The 21,040-nt window shown below is 49.2% G+C and carries 35 protein-coding genes; 2 read left to right on the forward strand and 33 right to left on the reverse strand.

What is annotated here, in order from left to right; all coding sequences use genetic code 11:
* Positions 1 to 188 precede the first annotated feature (188 nt).
* Positions 189 to 419, reverse strand: a complete 231-nt coding sequence (locus tag PBA01S_RS15140) for a hypothetical protein (protein ID WP_016310733.1) — start codon at positions 417 to 419, stop codon at positions 189 to 191.
* Positions 420 to 561: 142 nt separating this feature from the next.
* Entirely contained in the window at positions 562 to 1,176 is a 615-nt protein-coding gene (locus tag PBA01S_RS15145) for a stage II sporulation protein M (protein ID WP_127576289.1), read from the reverse strand.
* Positions 1,177 to 1,299: 123 nt separating this feature from the next.
* On the opposite strand from PBA01S_RS15145, the gene pdaB reads away from it, so the two are divergent.
* On the forward strand, positions 1,300 to 2,109 hold the full coding sequence (gene pdaB / locus PBA01S_RS15150; RefSeq protein ID WP_085170593.1) for a polysaccharide deacetylase family sporulation protein PdaB: 810 nt from the start codon (positions 1,300 to 1,302) through the stop codon (positions 2,107 to 2,109).
* Between the two features lie 21 nt (positions 2,110 to 2,130).
* Here the strand turns inward: pdaB and PBA01S_RS15155 are convergent, their stop codons facing one another.
* Positions 2,131 to 2,739 carry a KinB-signaling pathway activation protein gene (locus PBA01S_RS15155; protein WP_127576290.1) on the reverse strand — a complete coding sequence of 203 codons (609 nt, stop codon included), beginning with the start codon at positions 2,737 to 2,739 and terminating at the stop codon, positions 2,131 to 2,133.
* A gap of 138 nt (positions 2,740 to 2,877) precedes the next feature.
* Here PBA01S_RS15155 and gerD point away from each other — a divergent pair, with 138 nt between their 5' ends.
* Positions 2,878 to 3,675, forward strand: coding sequence for a spore germination lipoprotein GerD (gene gerD, locus PBA01S_RS15160; protein ID WP_085170592.1), 798 nt, complete (start codon positions 2,878 to 2,880; stop codon positions 3,673 to 3,675).
* A gap of 47 nt (positions 3,676 to 3,722) precedes the next feature.
* On the opposite strand, the gene salA is transcribed toward gerD, so the two are convergent.
* The 30 genes from salA to rplP form a co-directional block, all read right to left on the reverse strand.
* Positions 3,723 to 4,838, reverse strand: a complete 1,116-nt coding sequence (salA, locus tag PBA01S_RS15165) for an iron-sulfur carrier protein/transcriptional regulator SalA (RefSeq protein WP_127576291.1) — start codon at positions 4,836 to 4,838, stop codon at positions 3,723 to 3,725.
* Positions 4,839 to 4,900: 62 nt separating this feature from the next.
* On the reverse strand, positions 4,901 to 5,671 hold the full coding sequence (cwlD, locus tag PBA01S_RS15170; protein ID WP_028539495.1) for an N-acetylmuramoyl-L-alanine amidase CwlD: 771 nt from the start codon (positions 5,669 to 5,671) through the stop codon (positions 4,901 to 4,903).
* 94 nt (positions 5,672 to 5,765) lie between these two features.
* Positions 5,766 to 6,938, reverse strand: coding sequence for a sulfate adenylyltransferase (sat, locus tag PBA01S_RS15175; protein WP_127576292.1), 1,173 nt, complete (start codon positions 6,936 to 6,938; stop codon positions 5,766 to 5,768).
* A gap of 37 nt (positions 6,939 to 6,975) precedes the next feature.
* Entirely contained in the window at positions 6,976 to 7,668 is a 693-nt protein-coding gene (locus tag PBA01S_RS15180) for a phosphoadenylyl-sulfate reductase (RefSeq protein WP_016310725.1), read from the reverse strand.
* A gap of 210 nt (positions 7,669 to 7,878) precedes the next feature.
* Positions 7,879 to 8,271 (reverse strand): 30S ribosomal protein S9, encoded by a 393-nt coding sequence (gene rpsI, locus PBA01S_RS15185; RefSeq protein ID WP_009226668.1) that lies wholly within the window; start codon positions 8,269 to 8,271, stop codon positions 7,879 to 7,881.
* A 20-nt stretch (positions 8,272 to 8,291) separates the two neighbouring features.
* Complete coding sequence (gene rplM / locus PBA01S_RS15190; protein WP_009226667.1) at positions 8,292 to 8,729, reverse strand: 50S ribosomal protein L13; 438 nt, start codon at positions 8,727 to 8,729, stop codon at positions 8,292 to 8,294.
* Positions 8,730 to 9,002: 273 nt separating this feature from the next.
* On the reverse strand, positions 9,003 to 9,788 hold the full coding sequence (gene truA, locus PBA01S_RS15195; RefSeq protein WP_016310724.1) for a tRNA pseudouridine(38-40) synthase TruA: 786 nt from the start codon (positions 9,786 to 9,788) through the stop codon (positions 9,003 to 9,005).
* Between the two features lie 116 nt (positions 9,789 to 9,904).
* A complete protein-coding gene (gene rplQ, locus PBA01S_RS15200) occupies positions 9,905 to 10,270 on the reverse strand; it encodes a 50S ribosomal protein L17 (RefSeq protein ID WP_009226665.1) in 366 nt (121 codons plus the stop codon).
* 37 nt (positions 10,271 to 10,307) lie between these two features.
* Positions 10,308 to 11,252 carry a DNA-directed RNA polymerase subunit alpha gene (locus tag PBA01S_RS15205; protein ID WP_009226664.1) on the reverse strand — a complete coding sequence of 315 codons (945 nt, stop codon included), beginning with the start codon at positions 11,250 to 11,252 and terminating at the stop codon, positions 10,308 to 10,310.
* A gap of 132 nt (positions 11,253 to 11,384) precedes the next feature.
* Complete coding sequence (gene rpsK, locus PBA01S_RS15210) at positions 11,385 to 11,780, reverse strand: 30S ribosomal protein S11 (RefSeq protein ID WP_009226663.1); 396 nt, start codon at positions 11,778 to 11,780, stop codon at positions 11,385 to 11,387.
* Between the two features lie 19 nt (positions 11,781 to 11,799).
* Positions 11,800 to 12,168, reverse strand: a complete 369-nt coding sequence (gene rpsM / locus PBA01S_RS15215) for a 30S ribosomal protein S13 (protein WP_016310723.1) — start codon at positions 12,166 to 12,168, stop codon at positions 11,800 to 11,802.
* A 21-nt stretch (positions 12,169 to 12,189) separates the two neighbouring features.
* Positions 12,190 to 12,303 (reverse strand): 50S ribosomal protein L36, encoded by a 114-nt coding sequence (gene rpmJ / locus PBA01S_RS15220; RefSeq protein ID WP_003333770.1) that lies wholly within the window; start codon positions 12,301 to 12,303, stop codon positions 12,190 to 12,192.
* A 165-nt stretch (positions 12,304 to 12,468) separates the two neighbouring features.
* Positions 12,469 to 12,684: a translation initiation factor IF-1 gene (gene infA, locus PBA01S_RS15225; protein ID WP_007132547.1), complete on the reverse strand. Its 216-nt coding sequence runs from the start codon at positions 12,682 to 12,684 to the stop codon at positions 12,469 to 12,471.
* Positions 12,685 to 12,686: 2 nt separating this feature from the next.
* Positions 12,687 to 13,001: a KOW domain-containing RNA-binding protein gene (locus PBA01S_RS15230; RefSeq protein WP_009226661.1), complete on the reverse strand. Its 315-nt coding sequence runs from the start codon at positions 12,999 to 13,001 to the stop codon at positions 12,687 to 12,689.
* Positions 13,002 to 13,004: 3 nt separating this feature from the next.
* The gene (map, locus tag PBA01S_RS15235; RefSeq protein WP_016310722.1) at positions 13,005 to 13,757 is read right to left on the reverse strand and encodes a type I methionyl aminopeptidase; all 753 of its coding nucleotides are present in this window, start codon (positions 13,755 to 13,757) and stop codon (positions 13,005 to 13,007) included.
* A gap of 5 nt (positions 13,758 to 13,762) precedes the next feature.
* On the reverse strand, positions 13,763 to 14,407 hold the full coding sequence (locus tag PBA01S_RS15240; protein ID WP_016310721.1) for an adenylate kinase: 645 nt from the start codon (positions 14,405 to 14,407) through the stop codon (positions 13,763 to 13,765).
* A 98-nt stretch (positions 14,408 to 14,505) separates the two neighbouring features.
* Positions 14,506 to 15,807 (reverse strand): preprotein translocase subunit SecY, encoded by a 1,302-nt coding sequence (secY, locus tag PBA01S_RS15245; RefSeq protein ID WP_028539492.1) that lies wholly within the window; start codon positions 15,805 to 15,807, stop codon positions 14,506 to 14,508.
* Entirely contained in the window at positions 15,807 to 16,247 is a 441-nt protein-coding gene (gene rplO / locus PBA01S_RS15250) for a 50S ribosomal protein L15 (protein WP_028539491.1), read from the reverse strand. The genes secY and rplO overlap by 1 nt, the downstream gene beginning before the upstream one ends.
* 53 nt (positions 16,248 to 16,300) lie before the next feature.
* Positions 16,301 to 16,486, reverse strand: a complete 186-nt coding sequence (gene rpmD, locus PBA01S_RS15255) for a 50S ribosomal protein L30 (protein WP_009226656.1) — start codon at positions 16,484 to 16,486, stop codon at positions 16,301 to 16,303.
* Positions 16,487 to 16,498: 12 nt separating this feature from the next.
* Positions 16,499 to 16,996 carry a 30S ribosomal protein S5 gene (gene rpsE / locus PBA01S_RS15260; protein WP_009226655.1) on the reverse strand — a complete coding sequence of 166 codons (498 nt, stop codon included), beginning with the start codon at positions 16,994 to 16,996 and terminating at the stop codon, positions 16,499 to 16,501.
* A gap of 29 nt (positions 16,997 to 17,025) precedes the next feature.
* Positions 17,026 to 17,394, reverse strand: coding sequence for a 50S ribosomal protein L18 (gene rplR / locus PBA01S_RS15265; RefSeq protein WP_028539490.1), 369 nt, complete (start codon positions 17,392 to 17,394; stop codon positions 17,026 to 17,028).
* A gap of 84 nt (positions 17,395 to 17,478) precedes the next feature.
* Entirely contained in the window at positions 17,479 to 18,021 is a 543-nt protein-coding gene (rplF, locus tag PBA01S_RS15270) for a 50S ribosomal protein L6 (protein ID WP_009226653.1), read from the reverse strand.
* Positions 18,022 to 18,051: 30 nt separating this feature from the next.
* Positions 18,052 to 18,450: a 30S ribosomal protein S8 gene (gene rpsH, locus PBA01S_RS15275; protein WP_009226652.1), complete on the reverse strand. Its 399-nt coding sequence runs from the start codon at positions 18,448 to 18,450 to the stop codon at positions 18,052 to 18,054.
* A gap of 31 nt (positions 18,451 to 18,481) precedes the next feature.
* A complete protein-coding gene (locus PBA01S_RS15280) occupies positions 18,482 to 18,667 on the reverse strand; it encodes a type Z 30S ribosomal protein S14 (RefSeq protein WP_009226651.1) in 186 nt (61 codons plus the stop codon).
* Positions 18,668 to 18,710: 43 nt separating this feature from the next.
* Positions 18,711 to 19,253, reverse strand: coding sequence for a 50S ribosomal protein L5 (gene rplE, locus PBA01S_RS15285; RefSeq protein WP_016310718.1), 543 nt, complete (start codon positions 19,251 to 19,253; stop codon positions 18,711 to 18,713).
* Between the two features lie 33 nt (positions 19,254 to 19,286).
* The gene (gene rplX, locus PBA01S_RS15290; protein ID WP_009226649.1) at positions 19,287 to 19,640 is read right to left on the reverse strand and encodes a 50S ribosomal protein L24; all 354 of its coding nucleotides are present in this window, start codon (positions 19,638 to 19,640) and stop codon (positions 19,287 to 19,289) included.
* 52 nt (positions 19,641 to 19,692) lie between these two features.
* Positions 19,693 to 20,061: a 50S ribosomal protein L14 gene (gene rplN / locus PBA01S_RS15295; RefSeq protein ID WP_009226648.1), complete on the reverse strand. Its 369-nt coding sequence runs from the start codon at positions 20,059 to 20,061 to the stop codon at positions 19,693 to 19,695.
* A 36-nt stretch (positions 20,062 to 20,097) separates the two neighbouring features.
* Complete coding sequence (rpsQ, locus tag PBA01S_RS15300) at positions 20,098 to 20,361, reverse strand: 30S ribosomal protein S17 (protein ID WP_009226647.1); 264 nt, start codon at positions 20,359 to 20,361, stop codon at positions 20,098 to 20,100.
* A gap of 52 nt (positions 20,362 to 20,413) precedes the next feature.
* Positions 20,414 to 20,614, reverse strand: a complete 201-nt coding sequence (gene rpmC, locus PBA01S_RS15305) for a 50S ribosomal protein L29 (protein WP_009226646.1) — start codon at positions 20,612 to 20,614, stop codon at positions 20,414 to 20,416.
* Complete coding sequence (rplP, locus tag PBA01S_RS15310) at positions 20,604 to 21,038, reverse strand: 50S ribosomal protein L16 (RefSeq protein ID WP_009226645.1); 435 nt, start codon at positions 21,036 to 21,038, stop codon at positions 20,604 to 20,606. The genes rpmC and rplP overlap by 11 nt, the downstream gene beginning before the upstream one ends.
* Positions 21,039 to 21,040: the final 2 nt, after the last annotated feature.

The raw sequence follows: 21,040 nt of genomic DNA on the forward strand, positions 1-21,040 counted from the left end.
GTTTTTCGTCATCGCTTTGTTTCAGCGGCGACTTTTATAATATATCACAGTCAGTCAGGTTTTTGCAAGAGTTTTTTTGAACTTTTTTTCTTGCTAATGTTTTCCTGTCCTTCACTGCTTGTCCATGCAAAACAAGGACGATTGCTAATTTACCATAAGATTAGCCCCGCCGTCAACTATTTCTTAACCTATTCTTTTGCTTGTGGAAAACGAGCCCGCCGGGCATATTTCGATAATTCCTTGGAGGGAGCAAAGCGAGCATACATCCTGAAAATCGTTTTATAGCGGTTAGCGATCGCCTGACGAATATCTTGATCGAGTCGCGTATCGTTCAGATCGAGCAGCATTTCATCCAATTCTTTTCGCAGCACATAATCCAGTTCCTTGCATTCCTTATCAGTGAACAACATTCCCAGCATGCATAACACTCCTTGTTCGATCCATGTTTTAAGATATCGATCTATTTATAGATGCTTTAATGTTATGCTCACTTTTTGGGAAATTTATGAATGCATGCGAAAATCATTAATCACTTTAATTTTCAAAGACCTGACTTGCCGCTCAACCAACGAGATAAAAAGTTAACGTGCTCTCAATCACCGCAGCGACCAGCAGCATAATAACAATCCAGATCGCCCCCCGCCCGGCAGAAACAAGAAAGCCTCTCCAATCCACCGTACGCTCCGAGGCATCTCTGGAACCGGCCTCTCCTAAGCTCTTTACCGCCAAATAGCCGAATTGCATCCCAAACCCTGCGGCAATCAGAATCGCAGGAATTTCAATGATCCCGTGAGGAAGCAGGCCACGAACGATCAAATCCACTAAATTCTCACCTCGACCGCCAGCCGCCGCCACCACAAATCCTAAAGCCAAACCGTTCATCAACAAGAAGAAAGCCGGTAAAATTCCAAGAATGGCGCCTAGCAACATCACACCGAGACTTTTAGTCACATTATTAAAAAAGATAAACAGGAAGAAGTTCCACTCCGGATGCTCCGACTGTGCCAAATCCCGGCTGATCCGGCTAAGCTGTTCGAGATTAGGCATTACCAGGCGGGTTAACGTGTCTGCATTTGCTGCCCCCAGAACTAGTCCCGCTGCAAAAATCAAAATCGATAGCAGCATGGCTTTCTTATATTTACGTAAGTCGCGGATAAACTTCCGAATCGAGAACATTGCATCAATCTCCTTCAAATTATGATCGGCCAAGCGTCATAAAGCTGTGGAACAAGCATACATTTGTACAAGCGGATCAGTTCAGATCATTTCATTCTGATAACGAGAGGGGCTTAAAGGTTCATGAACAACTTCTTCTATGTCCTTAACGGAAAGAAAATCAAACGCTTTTTCTTTGTCTTCGCTGCGGCCCTCTTTGCTGCCGGCGTCATTTACGTGGAGCAGGGCCATGTCACGGTATTCTCAGAGGAAAGCGCTCCGTCGGCTATTTATAGCGTGTCCACGAACAAAAAAGTCATAGCCCTTACCTTCGATATCAGTTGGGGCGATACGCGGGCCGAGCCGATTCTCAACGTGCTGAAGGAGAAGAATGTGCAGAAAGCCACCTTCTTCCTGTCTTCGCCTTGGAGCAAGACCCATCCAGACATCGTCAAAGCAATTCAGAAGGAAGGTTATGAAATTGGAAGCCACGGGCATAAGCATACGAATTACAGCAGCCTGAGCGACGAGGAAATCGCCCGTCAGATTTCAACCGCACATACGATTTTGACCGAAGTAACAGGCCAACCTCCTAAGCTGCTGCGGCTTCCAAACGGTGACTTCGATAAGCGCGTGCTTAGAATTGCTGCAAGTCAAGGCTACCAAGTCATTCAATGGGATACGGACTCTCAGGATTGGATGAACAAAGGAGTTCAAACCATCGTTGACCGCGTCGTTAAAAAAGCCCATCCCGGGGATATCGTTCTCCTTCACGCCAGCGATTCGGTGAAGCAAACGCATGAAGCGTTGCCGATTATCATCGATGAGCTCCGCAAGAAAGGCTATGAGTTTGTGACCGTAACGGACCTGCTGCAGGAAGCCAGCGTTCAAGGCAACGAAGTCCGTGATCAAGCGTGGCTGAAGAAGCAGCTTGAGTACGCAATTGGATTGTAAACTGTAGCAAAAAAGCCCAGTTTAGGCTGGGCTTTTTGGTATTTCTGTACTTCCTGAATTCAGCACGCGCTGCAGAAGTAAGATTTGATATGCATTACATGCGACTAATGGCGCAACAATCCAGGCCGTCGCGGAATTGACCCCAATCTTCAATACGCCAACGGTCTCTACAATCGTAACCGCAATCATAAAGAACAACGTGGGAATCCAGGCAGTTGCATTCGTCAATTTCGCCTTATAAAACGCAGTCCCCACAGCCACAATAAGAATGACAATGCCAAGGACTATGTCAGAATACCCGTTCTTCTCCCCGCCTACGAAAATGCGGAAGAACATGAGTTCCAGCAACGCTAAAGCAGTTAAGACCAACTGGATATATTGCCACGTTCTTCTGGAGAAGACTCCGTTCCCCATATAATTGATCATTAAATATGCAAAAAAGCCCATTTGAGAATACACGCTAACCATAATGCCCACACCAAGTAAAATCCCGACATTGACCAGAATATCGGTCAAGCCTTTATATTGCAGGGTATCGGCCCATTGCAACAACAGGCCGACAATCAGCGACCCCGCCGCTCCTACGGCTAAGGTTGTCCCAAATAAGTAAAGCCACTTTTTTAAGTTCAAACCCCTTCCACCTCCACTAACGAAATATTTTACCAACGATCCCGGTAAAAAACCATTGTTTTTAAGCTTTTCGTTGGGATATTTCCGTTTCTAAGCCGCATACTAACTTCAGCAATGATGATAAGGAGGAAGGGAACCATGAAATGGCGGGGTACCCGTTGGATTTTATGCTTCTTATGTACATTCACTCTTCCGCTTGCAGCCTGCGGTTCTGAACAAAGCTCCTCCTCCTCTTCCCAGGGTGGGGGATATAAAGAAACGAAGTCGATGGTCATCGATATTCTTAAGACCGACGAAGGTAAAAAAGCTATATATGAAGCATTAAGCTCTCCGCCAAGCAGCGAGAGCGGCGGCTCAGAATCCGGTTCGGAGTCCGGATCTGACTCTGGTACCGGTTCAGATTCCGGTTCCGGTTCAGGTGGATCCGGAGGAAGCGGCGGAAGCGGATCGTTTGGGGTGAAGATGATTCTCCCGTCCCAAACCGCCAATGAGGTGCGTATGGCGGTCAAGGAGACGATCACTTCCCCTGAATACAAAAAGGAAATTGAGAAGATCATGACCGATCCGCAGTTTGCCGGAGATTTTGCGAAGGCGATTAACGCCCAAAGCAAAGAGCTCCATATGCAGCTGATCAAGGACCCAACGTATCAGAAAGCGATCAGTGACATCCTGAAATCGCCGGAAGTCATGAAGATGTTCCTTGATTTAACCAAGACGCCGGACTACCGCAAGCAATCCATGACGGTTATGCAGGAGGCCATGCAAAGTCCATTGTTCAAAATGGAAGTGCTTGAGCTGTTAAAAACCGTTGTTCAAGAGCAACTGCAGCCTAAGGTCGAAAAAGAGCCTAAGGATGACGGAGGCAGCGGTGGCGACGACGGCGGCGATGAAGGCGGACAAAGCAAAGAAGGCGGAGGCAGCGGTGGAGCTTCATAAGCTGATAGCAATCAACGCTCCACAAAAAAAGACTGACCCTTTAGGGATCAGTCTTTTTTACATTTCAACACGATGCGCTGCGCCAGTTCGTCATACAGCTGACCCACCGGGGTCTCTGCTTTGTACACTGACGGAGAAAAGTCCGGCTCGGAGGGATGGTTATCCGGCGCCCCCAGCGGGAATTGTGCCAGCAATTCCGTATGTAAGGACTCTGCCAACCGAGCACCGCCGCCGCGCCCGAAGACATAATCCTTCTCGCCGCATTTGGAGCACTCGTAGTAAGCCATATTTTCGACGACGCCCAGCACTTCATGTTCCGTGCGCAGCGCCATAGCCCCTGCCCGGGCAGCAACAAAAGCAGCAGTAGCATGCGGGGTAGTGACGATGATCTCCTTGCTTTGCGGAATCATCTGGTGCACGTCAAGGGCGATATCCCCTGTACCCGGCGGAAAATCAAGCAGCATATAATCCAAATCGCCCCACTGAACATCGCTGAAAAATTGCCGAAGCATTTTCCCCAGCATCGGTCCCCGCCAAATGACCGGGTTATTGTCCTGGATAAAGAAGCCCATCGACATCACCTTAACGCCAAAGCGTTCTACGGGCAGGATTTGACCGTTCTCCACCACCGGCGCCTCTTCAATCCCCATCATATCGGGAACACTAAAGCCGTAGATGTCGGCGTCAATTAAGCCCACCTTCTTGCCTTGACGCGCCAGGGCCGCCGCCAAATTCACCGTGACGGTAGATTTGCCCACTCCGCCCTTACCGCTGGCTACAGCAATAAATTGCACGCCAGATCTTGGGTCAAGAATCGGCAGTCCTTCCAGACCTGCTCCGTGCCCCTTCAGTTCGTTGCCTTCGCCATGGGATGGATCCGAAGGTCGACGAGCCGCGCGAAACGCTGCCTCACGCTCCTGCTCCGAAGCTTCACGGAAGCGAAGGTGCACATCCTTCACCCCTGCTTCGGATAAGCGAAAGCGGATCTCTCGCTCGGCTTCCACCTGTGCCGCACTGCCTTTCTCAAAGCCAACAACGGTTAATGAGACGCGGTCTTCCTTAATCATAATATCGCGAATCCACTGGAGGTCGACTAGACTGAGACCTGTGGTTGGTTCTGCAACCGGGCGTAATGTTGCCTGAAGCTGTTCTTTCGTAATCACTGACAGCACCTCGACTTCATCAGATAGTTAGGTCTATTAAGATAGTTAGTTCTATTATATCATTACCTGACATCCTCTGCCGGGGTTTGTACCTTTTCTCCAGAATAATATCGCAAGATCCCCTGATAAATGGAAGCAGCTACTTTCCGTTGGTACGATTCCGTGCCAAGCAACCCCGCTTCCTCTGGGTTCGATAGGAACCCGACCTCCACCAGGACAGCCGGAATCTTCATCGCTTCAAGCAAATACACTTTCTTATCCGCACGATTCGCTACCCGGTCGGTGTTCTCCAGATTCCGTCGAAGCTCTTCCTGTACGAGCGCAGCCAAGTTGGCGTTATCTGCATGATTGGGATAATAGAACGTTTGTGCGCCTCGCCAGCGCGGCGAAGGAATGCTGTTCATGTGTATACTCACGAGCAGATCGGCCTGCTGTTCCTCAATAAAGCGGACCCGTGTCATTAAATCCTCGGTCTTCCGTTTACTGTAGCCCCTCGTGTCGGCCGCGGCCAGGTCCTTGTCCTCCTCGCGGGTCATGACAACCACCGCACCCGCCTGCTGCAAATAATCGCGCAGGTACAAAGAGACGGCGAGATTGATGTCTTTCTCGATCAGCCCCTGCTTACTGCTGGCTCCCCCATCGGGTCCGCCATGCCCAGCATCCAAGGCAATCACCTGCCCCGCCAGCGGCAGACTCCAATAATTCCAGGCTTTCTGCGCCGGCACCCGGTAAAAGGCCAACCCCAGGATCACGGCAGCCAGACCTACGCCGATCAGCGCTATTTTGATGTGGTTCAGAGTAATCCATAACGTCACCTTATCTCGATCGCGCATAAAAAAAAGCCACCTTTCTCCCTTCATGACATTACTCATGATATGGGACAAGGTGGACAAATATGACTCTTATCGGATTAGGCTAACCTGTGATTTAAGTGGGTTGCACCTGTTGCTTCATACCTTCGATCAGGACCTCCGCAACCTCCGGCCGGGTAAATTCCGGCGGCGGACAAACCCCATCGCGCAGCAAACCGCGTACCTTCGTTCCGGACAAGGTTAAGTGATCTTCTTTCGGATGTGGACAGGTCTTGCTGGAAGCCATATTCCCGCATTTCGTGCAGAAAAAGCTATGTTCAAAGAACAGCGGCGTGATGCCCAACTCCTCCGAGGTGAAGTTCGAGAAGATCTCTTGGGCCTCATACGTTCCGTAGTAATCGCCAACCCCGGCATGGTCACGACCCACGATAAAATGCGTGCATCCGTAGTTTTTGCGCACCATCGCATGAAAAATCGCTTCACGTGGTCCAGCATAACGCATCGCTGCCGGGAACACCCCTAGAAAAGCACGATTTGCCGGATAATAGTGTTTCAGCAGCGTTAAATAGCTCTTCATCCGAACATCGGCTGGTACATCGTCGGATTTGGTCTCGCCGACCAGCGGATTAAGGAATAGCGCATCCACGATTTCCATCGCACTCTTCTGAATATATTCATGCGCCCGGTGAACCGGATTGCGGGTCTGGAACCCTACAACGGTTCTCCACCCCTTCTCGGCAAAGATCCGCCGCGTCTCGGCTGGGTCAAAATAGAACTCCTTAAACCGCGCCGGTTCCGGTCGGTTCAACACTTGAATCGAACCCCCAACGTAGTATGGCGAACGTTCCAGCAGCTTCTTCACTCCAGGATGCGCAGGATCATCGGTTTTGAACACTTTACGCGCTTCCTCTGCCTGATCTACAGAATAGACGCTGCCTATCTCAAGCAGACCGTAAACAACGCCGTCCTGCTCACCAATCAACGCGACCTGTTCTCCTACTTCCAGACTTTCCGCTTGTTCTCGTGCGACAGAGAGAGTAATCGGAATACTCCAGACCGTCCCGTCAGCCAGCCGCATACGATCGACGACCGACCGATAATCGTCTTCGTTCATAAACCCGGTTAAGGGTGAAAAGGCCCCCACCCCAATGAGGTCCAAGTCCGAAATCGTCCAGTTATTGATTCGAATGGATGGAAGGCCCTTTGCCTTTTCCAAGAGACTGTCCCGTTCAGATCCAGTTACCACCCGGTTAATCAGACTTCCACCATGCGGTAATATTGACGTCACCCGTATCTCCCCCAATTCCGTTATTTCAATGCCGTGATTATTGGTGCAAACCGCATTCTGTTTTTTCCGTACCGGACCAACGCCCTGCCCGTGGATCTTCGCCTGGCATTACCGGACGGGTACAATGTTCACAGCCAATGCTAGGATAATTGCGGTCATGCAAAGGATTATAAATGAGCTGATGCTCGCGAATGTAGTTCCATACATCATCCGAAGTCCAGTTAGCGATCGGATTAAATTTCACCAGACCAAACTTGGTGTCGTATTCAATTTTCTTCGCATTGGCTCGGGTTGGTGCCTGGTCGCGGCGAATCCCGGTAATCCATGCATCGTATCGGCCTAACACCCGTGTCAGCGGCTCAACCTTACGCAGGTTGCAGCAAGCGTTAGGATCTGCCTTCCACAGCTCCTCCCCATACTTCTGCGTCTGTTCTTCTGGTGTTAGCAGAGGGGAAATTCGTACAAATTCCAACCCATATTTGGCCGCAATCGCGTCCCGGGTCTCATAAGTCTCTTTAAAATGAAAATCCGTGTCTAAGTAAAAAATGTCGGTAGACGGGCTGATTTGCTGCAGCATATCGACCAGTACAACATCCTCAGCCCCAAAGCTGCAAGCAAAGGTGATATTCGGAAATGTCTCTACCGCCCAGGCGAGGATTTCTTGGGGGGATAACGACTCAAATTCCTCGGCCTTGGCAGCAATCAGTTGCTCTTTTTCCAATAAATTCACTGTTCTTCAGACCTCCCGCATCTGGTTAATCAAGACTTGCAATTATTCCAACTAATCTGATTTGAATTATATTTAAAAGTATAGGGTATTCCCTCTAGAAGTCAATACTAAAAATTCCAAAATGAATAAAAGTCCGGTGGTATCCGTTATTTTAAACGCAAAAAAGCCCCTTTCCAAAACGGAAAGGGACTTTCGTAAGCAATATAAAGATTAACGTTTCGAGAACTGAGGAGCACGGCGAGCTGCTTTGAGGCCGTATTTCTTCCGTTCCTTCATCCGTGGGTCACGCGTCAAGAAGCCTGCTTTCTTCAATGCAGGACGCAGTTCCGGATCTGCTTTGAGCAGAGCACGGGAAATCCCGTGACGGATTGCGCCAGCTTGACCGGAGATACCGCCGCCATGAGCGATGACGATCACGTCGTAGTTACCCAGCGTTTCCGTCAAAGTCAGCGGTTGTTTTACGATCAGCTTCAGCGTTTCCAGACCAAAATAATCGTTGATGTCGCGTTTATTGATGACAATGCGTCCTTCACCCGGTACAAGGCGAACACGAGCTACCGAATGTTTACGACGACCTGTCCCATAGTATTGTACTTGTGCCATGAAACTGTCCTCCCTTTTAATTATCCGCGAAGTTCGTAAACTTCAGGTTTTTGTGCCGCATGTGGATGCTCAGTGCCCGCATAAGCTTTCAGTCTCAGCTTCATTTTCTCGCCAAGACGAGTTTTAGGCAGCATGCCGTGAACGGCGGATTCAATTACACGTTCAGGTTTCGTTCTCAGCAAATCCTTAGCAACGGTCACTTTCAAACCGCCCGGATGCAGGGAATGACGATAATATTTTTTGTTATCGAGCTTTTTGCCGGTCAGGGCGATTTTCTCCGCGTTGATGACGATCACAAAGTCACCGCAGTCAACATGTGGAGTAAATTGTGGTTTGTGTTTACCGCGGATAAGAGCAGCAGCTTCGCTAGCCAAGCGGCCCAGCGTTTTGCCTTCGGCATCGATGATGTGCCATTTGCGCTCTACTTCGCCTGGCTTCGCCATATAAGTGGTACGCATGTAAAGATCCTCCTTCAAATTCGTCCGAAATGGTTCATCCTGCTGAACACGATCATGCTCTTCGGGTCGCTTGACCTACGTCAGCAGATTTATCTTCGATCGTTTCATTCATGTTTAGCAAGCATATAATTCTTGTTTAAGCGGCTTTCTTGACTGGGGGCTGTGGGATAGCCATCAAGAAAACACAACTTTTATTTTACAGGAAGCCCAGTTAATACGCAAGCCTTTTTCAAAGGTTATCCCGAAAAAATCAAGCTTCCAAACCCCACCATTTCAGTCGTTCAAATCTTCTTCTTCGTATTCTACGCTCCAGAGCATCAGCCCTTTACTCTCCGCCGTTGGGCCTGCGGCTGTCCGATCCTTCGCCTCCAGAATCGCTTGGATCGATTCAGGCGTCCGTTTACCTTCACCGACCTCGATCAAGGTGCCCACGATGATCCGGACCATATGTTGCAGAAATCCGCTCCCCGTGACATAAAAATGGACAATCCCCTGCCCCGTTGCTCCAGGAATTTTCGCTGATGAATCCACCTCGATGCGGGCATCATATATGGTACGAACGTGACTTAGCTTCGTGGACTGACGCGAGGCGAACGAAGTAAAGTCGTGGGTTCCCATCAGATAAGGCAGGCATGCCTGCATGGCCTCCACATTAAGCTGTCCTGGATGATGAAACTGATAGTTCCGTTGGAACACATCCGGGAATCGGTTGGTATTAATGGAGTAGCGGTAGGTTTTCCGTTTGGCCGAATGCCGTGAATGGAAGGTCAGAGGGACCTCCCGAGCCGTCAACACGCGGATATCAGAAGGGAGCCGCGCGTTAAGCGCCAAACACCAACGTTCCACAGGAATTCGCGAATCGGTGTGAAAATGAAAAGGCTGCTGTCTCGCATGCACCCCGGCATCGGTTCGTCCCGAGCCATGAATTTTCACCGTTTCTCCCGTTAAATGGCGGATGGCTCCCTCGATATGATCCTGAACCGTATTTCCGCCCGGTTGGGTCTGAAAGCCGAAATAGTTGGTTCCGTCATAGCTGACGGTCATCAGCAAGTTGCGCATCGGTTCCTTCCTTTCTCAAGGCCACACCTTCAGTTCAATAAAAAAACTCTCCGAAAGCTTAGCCGTAAGGCGAGCCGACAGAGAGTTTTACACGCAAGAAATGGGGAACCCCCGAATTACGCGCGATCTACCAGTTCCAGATAAACCATAGGAGCAGCGTCGCCGCGGCGAGGTCCCAGCTTCAGGATACGAGTGTATCCGCCTGGACGGCTGGAATAACGAGTTGCCAGTTCGGTGAACAGCTTTTGGATTGCATCCTGCTCGCCGTCGATCGATTCGCGACGAACGTAAGCTGCCACTTGACGACGGGCATGCAGGTCACCACGTTTTGCCTTGGTGATCAGCTTCTCAGCGATCGAACGAACTTCTTTCGCTTTTGCTTCCGTCGTTTGGATGCGTTCGTATAAGAACAGGTCGGTTACCAGGTCACGGAACAATGCTTTACGTGCGCTGGAATCGCGGCCCAACTTTTGGTATGCCATGAGTTTTCCCTCCTTCGCTAAAACGATTCAAGTCAACTTATTCTTCAGTGCGCAATCCCAAACCTAACTCTTGGAGCTTCTCTTGAACTTCTTCCAAAGACTTGCGACCCAGGTTACGTACCTTCATCATGTCTTCTTCGGTTTTCGTCGTAAGCTCTTGTACCGTATTGATACCGGCACGTTTGAGGCAGTTATAGGAACGAACGGAGAGATCAAGCTCTTCAATCGTCATTTCAAGCACTTTTTCTTTCTTGTCTTCTTCCTTCTCGACCATGATTTCCGCGTCTTTCGCTTCGTCCGTAAGGCCTACGAACAAGAAGAGATGCTCGGTCAAAATTTTCGCGCCGAGGCTTACCGCTTCTTCAGGTCTGATACTGCCATCGGTCCACACTTCAAGCGTAAGCTTGTCGTAGTTGGTCACTTGGCCAACCCGGGTATTCTCAACCACGTAATTGACCCGTGTAATCGGGGTATAGATCGAATCGACGGGAATGACACCGATCGGTTGATCATCTCGTTTATTTCGATCTGCCTGAACGTAACCACGTCCGCGGCCTGCGTAGATGCGCATGTGGAGTCTTGAACCCGGTTCAAGCGTTGCAATATGCAGATCCGTATTCAAAATTTCCACATCGCTGTCCGCACGGATATCCCCTGCCGTAACAACGCCTTCGCCTTCCGCATCGATTTCGAGGATCTTCTCCTCATCCGAATGAATTTTCAGCGAGAGTGCTTTCAGGTTCAGGATGATCTCCGTAACGTCCTCCATAACGCCCGGTACGGTCGCGAATTCATGCAGAACTCCATCGATTTGGACCGAGGTTACCGCAGCACCCGGCAGAGAAGAGAGCAAAATCCGGCGAAGCGAGTTGCCCAGTGTGGTGCCATACCCACGTTCAAGTGGTTCTACTACAAATTTCCCATAGGTGCCTTCATCGTTAACTTCTACGGTCTCGATTTTTGGCTTTTCGATTTCTATCACGAAAGTACCCCTCCTTCAAAACGTCGTTCCTTTCAATCTGCCTAAGGTGCTGAAGTTCGTAACGTAGTATGCCTAAACATCCATTGTTCCCAATTGACGCTGGTGTTATACCACGGCTTCAGCGCGGCTTCATTAAACGCGGCGGCGTTTTGGAGGACGGCAGCCGTTATGAGGAATTGGAGTAACGTCTTTAATCATGTTGACTTCAAGGCCTGCCGCTTGCAAGGAGCGGATAGCGGCCTCACGGCCGGCGCCAGGGCCTTTAACCATAACCTCAACGGTTTTCATGCCATGTTCCATCGCAGCTTTGGCAGCAGATTCAGCAGCCATTTGTGCAGCAAACGGAGTCGACTTACGGGAACCTTTGAATCCAAGACCGCCGGAGCTCGCCCAGGAAATCGCGTTACCGTGTGGATCCGTAATAGTGACAATCGTGTTATTGAATGTGGAGCGGATATGAGCCACGCCAGATTCAATATTTTTCCGGTCACGACGTTTCGTACGTACGACTTTCTTTGGTTTAGCCATTGTCTGTTATCCCCCCTTCTTATTTCTTCTTGTTCGCTACAGTACGACGAGGACCCTTACGAGTACGGGCATTCGTTTTCGTACGTTGTCCGCGAACCGGCAAGCCGCGACGATGACGCACTCCGCGGTAGCAGCCAATTTCGATCAAACGTTTAATATTTAAAGAAATTTCACGACGCAGGTCACCTTCAACCTTGACCGTTTTGTCGATCGTTTCGCGTAGTTTGCTAACCTCATCTTCCGTCAAATCACGAACACGAGTGTCCGGATTGATGCCTGTTTCTTTCAGGATTTTCTGGGAAGTCGTTTTACCGATTCCGAAAATGTAAGTTAAGGCGATCTCAACGCGTTTATCACGTGGCAAATCCACACCAGCAATACGTGCCATTTTACGCTACACCCCCTTCAATTAACCTTGTTTTTGTTTGTGTTTCGGATTTTCGCAAATCACCATGACATTGCCTTTGCGACGAATGACTTTGCATTTTTCGCAAATCGGCTTTACAGAAGGTCTTACCTTCATGCTGATTACCTCCTAAAAGTTTTACAGAAGTAAAACTGGGATCGAAAGCATACGTTCTTCTTTTGCGAAAGCAAAAATCCAATCGCACGCATTCTAATCATAAACTACTGTCAGAAACAACTCAACCTGAATATTGTACCACAACTTTACCATAATGGGTATAGTCTATTTGCGGTAAGTGATCCGGCCTTTCGTCAAATCGTATGGCGAAAGCTGTACGACCACTTTGTCTCCTGTCAGAATGCGGATAAAGTGCATCCGCAACTTCCCGGAAACGTGAGCGAGAATTTGATGACCATTCTCCAACTCTACTCTAAAGGTTGCATTCGGCAACGGTTCAATGACCGTACCTTCGACTTCAATGACATCTTCTTTAGCCACAGTCAGTCTCCTTTCTCTTCAGCCATAGAATTGGCGGACTTCTGATAAGCAAGAACTGCATGGCGCAGTTTCCCGTTCGTCACCCGTCCGCTTTCCTGCAAACTATGAACAACCTCGCTGCTAACGATGGGCAGTAGCTCAAGATGCTGGGCATTTTTACGTTTGGGTCCATCAAACTTCCGTTTGTTTCCGTCCGCGATCCAGACGAATTTGTCGTCCAGAATCCCGACAATCACATAAATCGCTCCGGCATCCCTGCCTTTGAGAACTTTCACCAACTGACCGATTTGCGGCGCTGAGCGCTCTTTCACGTTCATCACCTACGCATCCAGCTTCGTGAAAATTTCCATCCCGTCCGGCGTAACAGCTACCGTATGCTCAAAGTGAGCGCACAAGGAGCCATCCACCGTAACCACTGTCCAATTGTCTTCCAGCGTTTTAACATATCGCTTCCCCATGTTAACCATCGGTTCGATCGCCAGGACCATCCCCGGCTTAAGCCGCGGGCCCCGGTCGGGCAAACCATAATTCGGAATTTGCGGTTCTTCATGCAAGCTCGCGCCAATGCCATGACCCACATATTCCCGAACGACGGAAAAACCGGCAGCTTCGATGAATTGCTGAATTGCATGCGAGATCGTGTACAATCGAACATCCGGTTTAACGAGCGCAAGGCCCGCATACAAGGAACCTTCGGTGACTTCCAAGAGACGCTTGGCTTCCTCCGAAATTTGACCTACCGGATACGTCCACGCCGAGTCCCCATGGAAACCACGATACTCCGCGCCGATATCCAATGTAATGATATCGCCTTCGTTCAATTTGCGTTTGCCGGGAAATCCGTGTACCAATTCTTCGTTGACCGAAGCGCAAATGCTGTAAGGAAAACCGTTGTAACCTTTAAAGGACGGCACGGCGCCCTGACTGCGAATGTATTTATCGGCGAGTTGATCGAGTTCTCCCGTCGTAATTCCAGGCTGAATCGCTTGGGCCATGAGCCTGTGCGTTTCCGCGACGATCCGCCCAGCTTCTCGCATAAAGCCCAGTTCCGTTTCGGATTTACAAATGATCATTACACCTAACCTCGCAGTAGTGACACGATTTCCTTCGAAACCGCATCGATTTCCTGTTCACCATCTACCTGACGCAACAGGCCTTTGTCTTCATAGAACTTCAGAAGCGGTGCGGTTTTGTTGATATATTCGTCCAAACGAGTGCCTACGCTCTCTTCGTTATCATCCGAGCGTTGGTATAACTCGCCGCCGCATTTATCACAAACACCTTCCTGCCCCGGAGGATTAAAGATCACATGATAAGTGGCGCCGCAGGATTTGCATATCCGGCGTCCAGTCAGCCGCGCTAACAGCTTGTTCCGGTCCACTTTCAGGTTGATGACGTGGTCCAGCTTGCGACCCATACTATCAAGCAGCTCATCCAGCGATTCCGCTTGCGAAAGGGTTCTTGGAAATCCGTCCAATAAGAAACCTTTTTCGCAATCGGGCTGCTGCAAGCGTTCGCGAACGATCCCCACTGTCACATCATCAGGCACGAGCAGTCCCTGATCCATATATTCCTTCGCTTTCATCCCCACAGGTGTTCCCTGTTTGATTGCCAGGCGAAATGCGTCGCCGGTAGAGATATGAGGAATACCGAATTCGTTAACGATTGTCTCGGCTTGTGTTCCTTTTCCTGCTCCGGGAGGCCCCATGAATAGTAGGTTCATGTTTCTCACTCCCTCCAACACTTCTCTACAACAAGAAATAGCTCAGTTAGGTGCCAGGCAAGGACGTTTGCACGTCCTCTGATCCTGGTACCTACCGACTATTTATTAATAAAACCTTTATAGTGACGTTTGATCAATTGGCCTTCAATCGTCTTCATCGTATCCAGCGCAACGCCGATTACGATGAGGATCGATGTACCACCGATCAAGACGGTGCTCGGCAATCCTGCGATAGCCCCCAATCCCATAGGGAGAATGGAGATGGCTGCAAGGAAGAGCGCACCGGTCATCGTCAAACGAGTTAATACCCGAGTTAAGTAGGTTTCCGTCGCTTTACCAGGACGGATCCCTGGAATGTAGCCACCGTTTTTCTTCATGTTCTCAGCCATCTGCTGCGGGTTCATCTGTACGAACGTATAGAAGAACGTAAAGCCGATGATCATGATCACATAAAGCACCATCCCGAGCGGACGGTTGGTAGACAAATGGGTCGTAATCCATTGCGCCCATGCATGCGTCGACCAGAAGCTGGCGATGACAACCGGGAATTGCAGCAAGGATACTGCGAAAATGACCGGAATGACGCCGGCAGCGTTGATCTTGAGCGGAATATGCGTATTCTGTCCGCCATACATTTTGTTACCTACCACACGTTTTGCGTATTGCACCGGGATTTTCCGGATCGCTTGTTGTACGTAGATAACACCGATGACGATCAAGATGCACACCAAGAGAATCGCGATGGATTTCACCACATTAATGAAAGGCTGGCCTTCAATGATAAAATCCGATTGCGCAATCGTCGTAATGTGCGTAGGGATGGAAGCAACGATCCCCGCGAAGATAATCAGCGAGATCCCGTTACCAATCCCTCTTTCGGTAATCTGCTCACCTAACCACATCAGGAAAGAGGTACCCGCTGTCAACACAATCGCGATGACCAGATAATCACCGAAGGTCGCGTTCGGCACCATTTCCGTTCCGTACAAACGGTTAAAGCCAATCGACGTTGCAAACGCCTGAATGAGGGCCAAAATGACCGTTCCGTAACGGGTCACTTGGGCCATTTTCTTCTTACCGTGTTCCCCTTGCTTAGCCCATTCCGCAAACTTCGGAATGACATCCATCGACAAGAGCTGTACGATGATGGAAGCCGTGATATAAGGCATAATCCCGAGGGCAAAGATCGAGAAGTTCTTCAGGGCGCCGCCCGAGAAGGTGTTCAAGAGCCCAAGCAAGTTGTTTCCTGCTGCATTGTTTGTTGCTTCAAAAACGTCTTTATTAACGCCCGGAACCGGAACGAAGGATCCGATCCGGTAAATGAGGAAGATAAACAACGTGAACAGGATGCGGTTGCGAAGGTCTTGAACATGCCATATGTTCTTAATGGTTTTAAACATTAGATCACCTCGGTTTTACCGCCGGCAGCCTCGATTTTCTCTACCGCAGATTGGGAGAACTTATTCGCTTTAACTGTCAGTTTGACAGTAACTTCACCGTTGCCAAGAATCTTGATGCCGCTCTTCGCGTCTTTCACGATTCCTTGCTCAATCAACAGCTCAGGAGTTACTTCCGTATCCGCCGCAAAGTTGTTCAAATCTTCGATGTTGACAATCGCATACTCTTTCCGCGTCGGATTGATGAAACCGCGTTTTGGCAAGCGACGATACAGCGGATTCTGACCGCCTTCGAAGCCCGGACGCACACCACCGCCGGAACGAGCGTTTTGACCTTTGTGACCGCGAGTAGATGTTTTACCCATGCCGCTACCTGTACCGCGACCAACGCGTTTGCGTTCGTGGCGGGAACCAGGAGCAGGAGAAAGCTCATGTAACTTCATCGTTCGTTGCACCTCCTTATTTATTGTTGGCAATTAACAAGCTTACGCTATCCTTAGCCTTCAATTTCTTTAACCGAAACCAGGTGGCTCACTTGATTCACCATGCCGCGAATGGCTGGGTTATCGTTGTGAACAACGGATTGGTTAATTTTGCGAAGACCCAAGGTTTTCACGGTAGTACGTTGGTTCTCCGGACGACCGATCAAACTACGCACGAGGGTAATTTGCAGTTTAGCCATGAGATTACCTCCTTAACCGAGAAGTTCTTCGACGGTTTTACCGCGCAATTTCGCAACATCCTCAGCGCGTTTCAGACGGGACAAGCCCTCCAAAGTCGCGTTGACCATGTTGATGGAATTCGAAGAACCCAAAGATTTAGTCAAAATGTCGCCTACGCCAGCCAATTCAAGAACCGCACGAACTGGACCGCCGGCGATAACCCCGGTACCTTCGGATGCCGGTTTCAGCAGAACGCGGCCAGCTCCGAAATGCCCGATTACTTGGTGAGGGATCGTAGTACCTACGAGCGGAACATGCACAAGATTTTTCTTCGCATCTTCAATGCCTTTACGGATCGCGTCAGGTACTTCGCCTGCTTTACCGATCCCAGCGCCAACCCAGCCTTTGCCGTCGCCGACAACCACGAGTGCACTGAAGCTGAAACGGCGTCCGCCTTTAACTACTTTAGCTACGCGGTTAATGTTTACAACTCTTTCTGTCAGTTCTAAAGTGTTCGGATCTACACGCAAGTCGTTAACCTCCTTTTAGTGATGATTTTTTAGAATTCCAGGCCTGCTTCGCGGGCTGCGTCAGCCAGCGCCTGAATCCGTCCATGGTACAGATATCCTCCACGGTCAAAAACAACGCTCTTATATCCTTTCGCTTGTGCGCGTTTTGCGATCAATTCGCCCACTTTACGAGCGGATTCCACGTTGCCGCCGTTACCGATCGAACCGCTCAGTTCTTTATCGACGGTCGAAGCACTAGCTACCGTTACGCCTGCTACGTCGTCGATCAGTTGAGCGTAGATATGTTTGGAAGAACGGTATACGTTCAGTCTTGGACGAGCTGCCGTTCCTTGGACTTTCTTACGTACACGCAGATGTCTTTTCAGACGTGCTTTGTTCTTATCAGCTTTTGTAATCATGACTTCCATTTCACTCCCTTCGGTTTACCGCTATCGGACATTTCGTTTCAAGACGCCAGAAGGCTAGGCACGAGAAGAAGAAACTTATTTCTTCTTACCGGCTTTACCTTCCTTACGAATAATGCGTTCGCCTTCATACTTGATCCCTTTGCCTTTGTATGGCTCAGGCTCACGGACAGAACGAATTTTAGCGGCATATTCGCCTACGCGTTCTTTATTGATCCCTTTAACGATGATCTTCGTATTCGAAGGTACTTCGAATTCGATGCCCTCTTCCGGTGTGATTTCTACCGGATGGGAGTAACCCACGTTCAGAACCAGTTTCTTGCCGGACAAGCTTGCGCGGTAACCGACACCAACCAGCTCGAGCGATTTGGAGAAACCTTCCGTTACCCCGCTGACCATGTTGCTGACAACGGAGCGGGTCGTGCCATGCAGGGAACGATGTAATTTATTATCAGAAGGACGCTCAACGGTAATGACGTTACCTTCAACCGTTACCTTGATGTCCTTGTGAAGCTCACGAGTCAAAGTACCTTTCGGACCTTTAACTGTAATGACGCTATTATCAAGTGTGACATCCACACCACTTGGTACTGTGATTGGTTTGCGACCAATACGAGACATTTATTGCACCTCCTTGTTATAAGACGTAAATTACCAAACGTAGCAGAGGACTTCGCCGCCGGCTTTGGACTGACGAGCTTCCTTGTCAGTCATGACACCTTTGGAAGTGGAGATAATCGCGATACCCAAGCCGCCGAGGACACGAGGAATTTCGTTGCTTTTCGTGTACACGCGAAGGCCTGGTTTACTGATTCTCTTAAGTCCAGAGATAACGCGTTCGTTGTTCGGGCCGTATTTCAGGAAAATACGGATGATCCCTTGTTTGTTATCATCGATATATTCAGCGTCACGGATGAAACCTTCACGCTTCAAGATCTCAGCGATTTGTTTCTTGATCGTGGACGCAGGCAGTTCAACCGTCTCGTGACGCACCGTGTTGGCGTTACGAATACGAGTAAGCATATCTGCAATTGGATCTGACATAGTCATACGTGTAAACCTCCTTCCCGTTGTTGATTAATTACCAGCTTGCTTTTTTCACGCCAGGAATCTGGCCTTTATAAGCTAATTCACGGAAGCAAATTCTGCAAATTTTGTACTTTTGCAATACCGAATGTGGGCGACCACAACGTTCACACCGGGTATAAGCCCGAACTTTGAATTTAGGTGTACGTTGTTGTTTAACTTTCATCGAAGTTTTAGCCACTTAGCCTGACACCTCCTAAATAGTTTCGGAGAAAATAGACGAATTACTTAGCAAACGGCATGCCGAGTTGCGTCAAGAGCTCGCGGGATTCTTCGTCGGTTTTCGCCGTCGTTACGATGACGATATCCATACCGCGTACTTTATCCACTTGATCGTATTCGATCTCAGGGAAGATCAGTTGCTCTTTCAGGCCCAGCGTATAGTTACCGCGACCGTCAAATGCTTTCGTCGATACCCCGTGGAAGTCACGGACACGCGGAAGCGTTACGTTAAACAGTTTGTCAAGGAAATGATACATGCGGTCACCGCGAAGAGTTACCTTCACACCGATCGGCATGTTCTCACGCAGTTTGAAACCAGCGATGGATTTCTTCGCGCGAGTGATAACTGGCTTTTGACCAGCGATCAGTTGCATATCGTTCACTGCGGAATCAAGTACTTTGGAGTTCGCTACAGCGTCACCAACACCCATGTTGATAACCACTTTTTCGATCTTCGGCACTTGCATTACCGTTGTATAGTTGAATTTTTGAATCAAAGCAGGTGTTACTTCGTTCAAAAAGCGTTCTTTCAATCTTGCTGCCATGAATCATGGACCTCCTTTCTTAACGTTTCTCGATTAGTCGATTACTTCTCCGGATCTCTTCGCTACGCGAACTTTTTTGCCGTTGTCCAATACTTTGTAACCGATACGGGTTACTTTTCCGCTCTTCGGATCAACGTGCATAACGTTCGAAACGTGAATCGGAGCTTCCTTCTCGATGATGCCGCCTTGTGGGTTCAGTTGGTTAGGTTTTTGATGTTTCTTAACCATGTTCACGCCTTCCACAAGCACGCGGTTTTCACGAGGATATGCGGCGATGACGCGGCCTTTTTTGCCTTTGTCTTTACCGGAAATCACGATCACCGTGTCGTCTTTTTTGACGTGCAGCTTATTGTTATGAGATTCAAGAATCTTCTTCAGTCTAGGCACTTGGTTTACACCTCCTGTTAAATCGGGCTCCCCGTTGGGTTATGGGGTGTTCTTAGATAACTTCCGGAGCCAAGGAAACGATCTTCATAAAGTCCTTGTCGCGAAGTTCACGGGCAACAGGTCCGAAGATACGCGTTCCGCGTGGGCTCTTATCTTCTTTAACAACAACTGCTGCGTTTTCGTCGAATGCGATGTAGGAACCGTCTTTACGACGAACGGAACGTTTCGTACGAACGACTACCGCTCTAACGACATCCCCTTTTTTGACAACGCCGCCTGGTGTTGCTTGTTTGACGGAGCAAACGATCAGATCTCCGATTTGTGCCGTACGACGACCCGTACCACCCAAAACGCGGATACACATCAGTTCCTTCGCGCCGGAGTTGTCAGCAACCTGCAAACGTGTAAATGGTTGAATCATGGATATTTCCTCCTTTCGGTCTAAGCTACCGTGCTATTAAATGATAACCGCTTCTTCAACGACTTCAACGAGTCTCCAGCGTTTGTCTTTGGACAGCGGGCGAGTTTCGGCGATTTTAACGATGTCACCGATTTTCGCGGTGTTGTTCTCATCATGCGCTTTAAATTTCTTCGTGTATTTAATGCGCTTATGGTACAAGTCATGCTTTTTGTAAGTTTCAACAGCTACAACGATCGTTTTGTCCATCTTGTCGCTGACAACTTTACCAATTTGCACTTTACGGCTGTTACGTTCGCTCATGGTTTGCCTCCTTCCTGGACTTAGGCGCTTTGCTAGATTCGCTCAGCGCTTCTTAACTAGTAATCCCAAGTTCTCTTTCACGGATAACGGTTTTAGCACGAGCTATTTCCTTACGCACATCGCGGATCCGAGTCGGATTATCGAGTTGGCCGGTAGCCAACTGAAAACGGAGGTTAAAGAGTTCTTCTTTAAAACCTGCGATTTTTTGTTCGATTTCTGCAGTGGTTAAGTTGCGAAGTTCATTAGCTTTCATTTGCTTCACCACCCAATTCTTCACGTTTCACAAACTTCGTTTTGATCGGCAGTTTGTGGGCAGCAAGACGCATAGCTTCGCGTGCAACTTCCTCCGATACCCCGGCAAGCTCAAACATGATTTTGCCCGGCTTCACAACTGCGACCCATTTTTCTACGTTACCTTTACCGCTACCCATCCGGACTTCAAGAGGCTTCTGAGTAATCGGCTTGTCAGGGAAAATCTTAATCCATACTTTACCGCCACGTTTGATGTAACGAGTCATCGCGATACGCGCTGCTTCGATTTGACGGTTCGTGATCCAAGTCGGCTCCAGAGCCTGCAGGCCGTATTCACCGAAGTTCAGTTCGGTGCCGCCTTTTGCTTGGCCTCTCATATTACCGCGTTGTTGCTTGCGGTGTTTTACGCGTTTTGGTACCAACATGA

It is taken from the genome of Paenibacillus barengoltzii NBRC 101215, assembly GCF_004000745.1.
Taxonomy (GTDB): Bacteria; Bacillota; Bacilli; order Paenibacillales; family Paenibacillaceae; genus Fontibacillus; species Fontibacillus barengoltzii.